Consider the following 2965-nt stretch of genomic DNA (forward strand, 5'->3'; position numbering starts at 1 on the left):
CGCGAACAAGCCCTTTACAAAAAACATCCGGATCTCGGCAGCAATATGCTCGAAACGATTCCGGCTTGCCAACATATTATTCCTTATATCCGACATCATCATGAACGCTGGGACGGCACCGGTTTTCCCAAACATCTGCGCGGCGTAAATATTCCTTTGGGCGCCCGCATCATTGCCGTCGCCGATTACTACGAACAAATCACCAATCCCTCGGCGGAAAATTGGGCGAAAACAAAACAGGAAGCGTTAAATGAACTCTTCAGCGCCTCCGGTCTTCTGTTTGATCCGTCGATTGTCCGTGTGTTTATCGATATTTTGAGTTAACGCGCGCCCGACGCGATCACCCAACCGATGATTTGCGCGGCGCCGGCTCGATGCAAAACGCGGGCCGCTTCTTCCAGCGTAGCGCCCGTAGTATAGATATCATCCACAAGAATCACCGTACAACCTGTCAATGGAACTCCTTCCCACCGGAAGGAGTTTTTTATATTGGTATGACGATCCGTACGACTCAATGTGGATTGCGCCGGCGTGTGACGTATTTTGACAAGGTCTTCTGACCATTGCCAACCACGTTCCCGCGCCAGCGGTGCGAAAATTTTCGCCACCTGATTAAAACCGCGCTCGGCGTAGCGCTCCCGCGAGAGCGGAATCGGTACGCACAGAGCGTCATCCGGAAACGCATCCGGCCAGGGGAAATCACGCAACAAATTCTGAAACGCCAGCGGATCCAAATGCTTGCGACCGAATTTATAGCGCAGCAAGGCGCTGCGCACGCCGCCGCGATAGTCGGTACAAGCGTAACATCCCGCGAGTTTGCCGTGATGACTCCCCGCAAGCTGCCGCGGCTGCCATACCTCGTCACGGCAATGCCGACACCATTCACCGTGCCGACTGACCGCTGCGTGACAGCCGAGGCAATGCGGCGGGTATAAAAAAGATAAAAAATGTTGCCACAAACTAGGCATCGATTTCTCCCGTCAAGCGCGCACGCAAAAGGCTGGTGCGACCGGCGGTATGTTGGGTGCGCAAGGCTTTCTTGAATGCCGCCGGCGAGCCGACAATATACACATGGGATTTGGCGCGGGTCACCGCCGTATACACAAGATTTCGTTGCAACATGATTTGTTGCGAAGGCAGCAGCACCAACACTACCGTTTCGTATTCGCTCCCCTGACTCTTATGCACAGTGAGTGCATATGCCAGTTGCAGTTCCTGTAACTCACCGCGTTCGTAGGTGGAATTTTTAATGCGAAAATCGACCGCGATATGTTCCTCGCCGACTGCGTATACTTCGCCCAAGTCACCGTTATAGACGCCTTTTTCGTAATTATTTTGCCGCTGCATGACTTTATCGCCGACCTGCAAACCGCGGTTGGATTTTCCCGTGTATCCGTGCGCCTGCCGCTGCAACGCCTGATTCAACGCGTCGACACCGCAGACACCGCGGTACATCGGCGCCAGCACCTGCATGGCAAACTGACGTTCCGGATCCGCGTAATGAAGCGTGCGACAAAGTGACAACACTTCATCAAGCGCTTCTTCTTCGGCGCAGTCGATAAAAGTAACATCATCACGCCACACCGGCATCTGCCCTTGGCGTATGGCCGCGGCGGCCAGCGCAATCCCGCTGCCTTCCTCCTGTCGGTAAATATGCTCCAACCTTACGACCGGCACCGTATTCGATGCAATGATATCGCGTAACACATTTCCCGGACCGACCGGCGGCAACTGATCGACATCACCGACAAAAATGACGCGAGCGTGATCGGGCACCGCCTCCAAAAAATGATACATCAGGTTTACATCCAGCATGGACGCTTCATCAATAATAAACAAATCACCTTTCAAAGGATTTTGCGCATCACGTTGAAAAACACTTGCGTCCTCTACTAATCCAGCTTCCAACAATTTGTGTAAAGTGGACGCGTCCTGCTCGGAGGTTTCCGCGAGTCGCTTGGCAGCGCGTCCGGTCGGCGCAGCTAAAACGGTTCGTAAGCGCGCTTGCGAAACAACCGCCAAAAGAGCACGCACCAATGTCGTTTTGCCCGTACCGGGGCCGCCGGTAATCACGAGCACGCCGGTTTCCAGCGCGGCAAGGATGGCTTGAATTTGCTCGGCGGCCAACGTCACCTCTTCTTTGGCCGCCCATTTTTCCAAAATCATTTCCGCACCGATTACCGTCAGCGGTTCTACCGTCTGCAGGCGCTCGATGTGGTGCGCTACGCCCGTTTCCGCTTCGTACAAAGAAAGATGGTACACGTAAGCCGTATCGTCGACAATCGTCACGGGATAAACGCCATACTCCAAAAGTTCTCCCAACGCCTCGCGAATACGATCTTCATCGATCCGCAAAAGGCGCGCTGTTTCCCGTGCCAGAGTTTCCAACTTCAAACAGCTGTGACCGCGCTCGGCTGCTCGCAAAAGCACTTCATTCACACCCGCTTCTATCCGATCCATGGAATCTTGCGGCATTCCCGCATGCATGGCCAGCGCATCGGCACTGCGAAACGGAAATCCTTCCACATCGCGCGCCAATCGATACGGATCATTTTCCAACACCGTCAATGCGGACTCGCCGTATTGCTTTTGCAACACTGCGGCAAATCGTCCGGCCACGCCCGCTTCCTCCAGCGCCAACGTCAGCGCATGCAAATCGCTTACTTCGTGATATGTCTGCGCAAAATTACGCCAAGTGGTTTCACCGATGCCGCGCACTTCAGCTAGCCGTTCGGGCGATGTATCCAAAACGGCAAGCGTTTCCTCACCGAAATGATCCACAATTCGTTTGGCAAGCGCGGGACCGATGCCGCGAAACAGTCCCGAACCGAGATAACGAACGATGCCGGCAGCGCTTTGCGGACGCACTCGTCGCAACGCGGCAATGCGCAGCTGTCGTCCAAAGCGCGGATGCTCCACCCATGCACCGCTGACTTCGATCTCTTCACCGACAAGCGGCGCGCTC

General features: G+C 54.8%; 3 protein-coding genes. 1 reads left to right on the top strand and 2 read right to left on the bottom strand.

The genetic code is table 11. The features are described 5' to 3' along the window. The coding region (locus KH813_RS06330; protein WP_303994505.1) for an HD-GYP domain-containing protein at positions 1-324 on the top strand (324 nt) is incomplete at its 5' end. Here KH813_RS06330 and KH813_RS06335 read toward each other — a convergent pair. Both KH813_RS06335 and KH813_RS06340 read right to left on the bottom strand, forming a co-directional pair. Further along, positions 321-968 (bottom strand): ComF family protein, encoded by a 648-nt coding sequence (locus KH813_RS06335; RefSeq protein WP_303994506.1) that lies wholly within the window; start codon positions 966-968, stop codon positions 321-323. The two genes, KH813_RS06330 and KH813_RS06335, sit on opposite strands and share 4 nt — an antisense overlap. Then, on the bottom strand, positions 961-2965 hold a 2005-nt coding region (locus tag KH813_RS06340), incomplete at its 5' end, for an ATP-dependent RecD-like DNA helicase (RefSeq protein ID WP_303994507.1). The genes KH813_RS06335 and KH813_RS06340, both read right to left, overlap by 8 nt.

Source organism: Negativicoccus succinicivorans, assembly GCF_018373335.1.
GTDB lineage: Bacteria > Bacillota > Negativicutes > Veillonellales > Negativicoccaceae > Negativicoccus > Negativicoccus succinicivorans_A.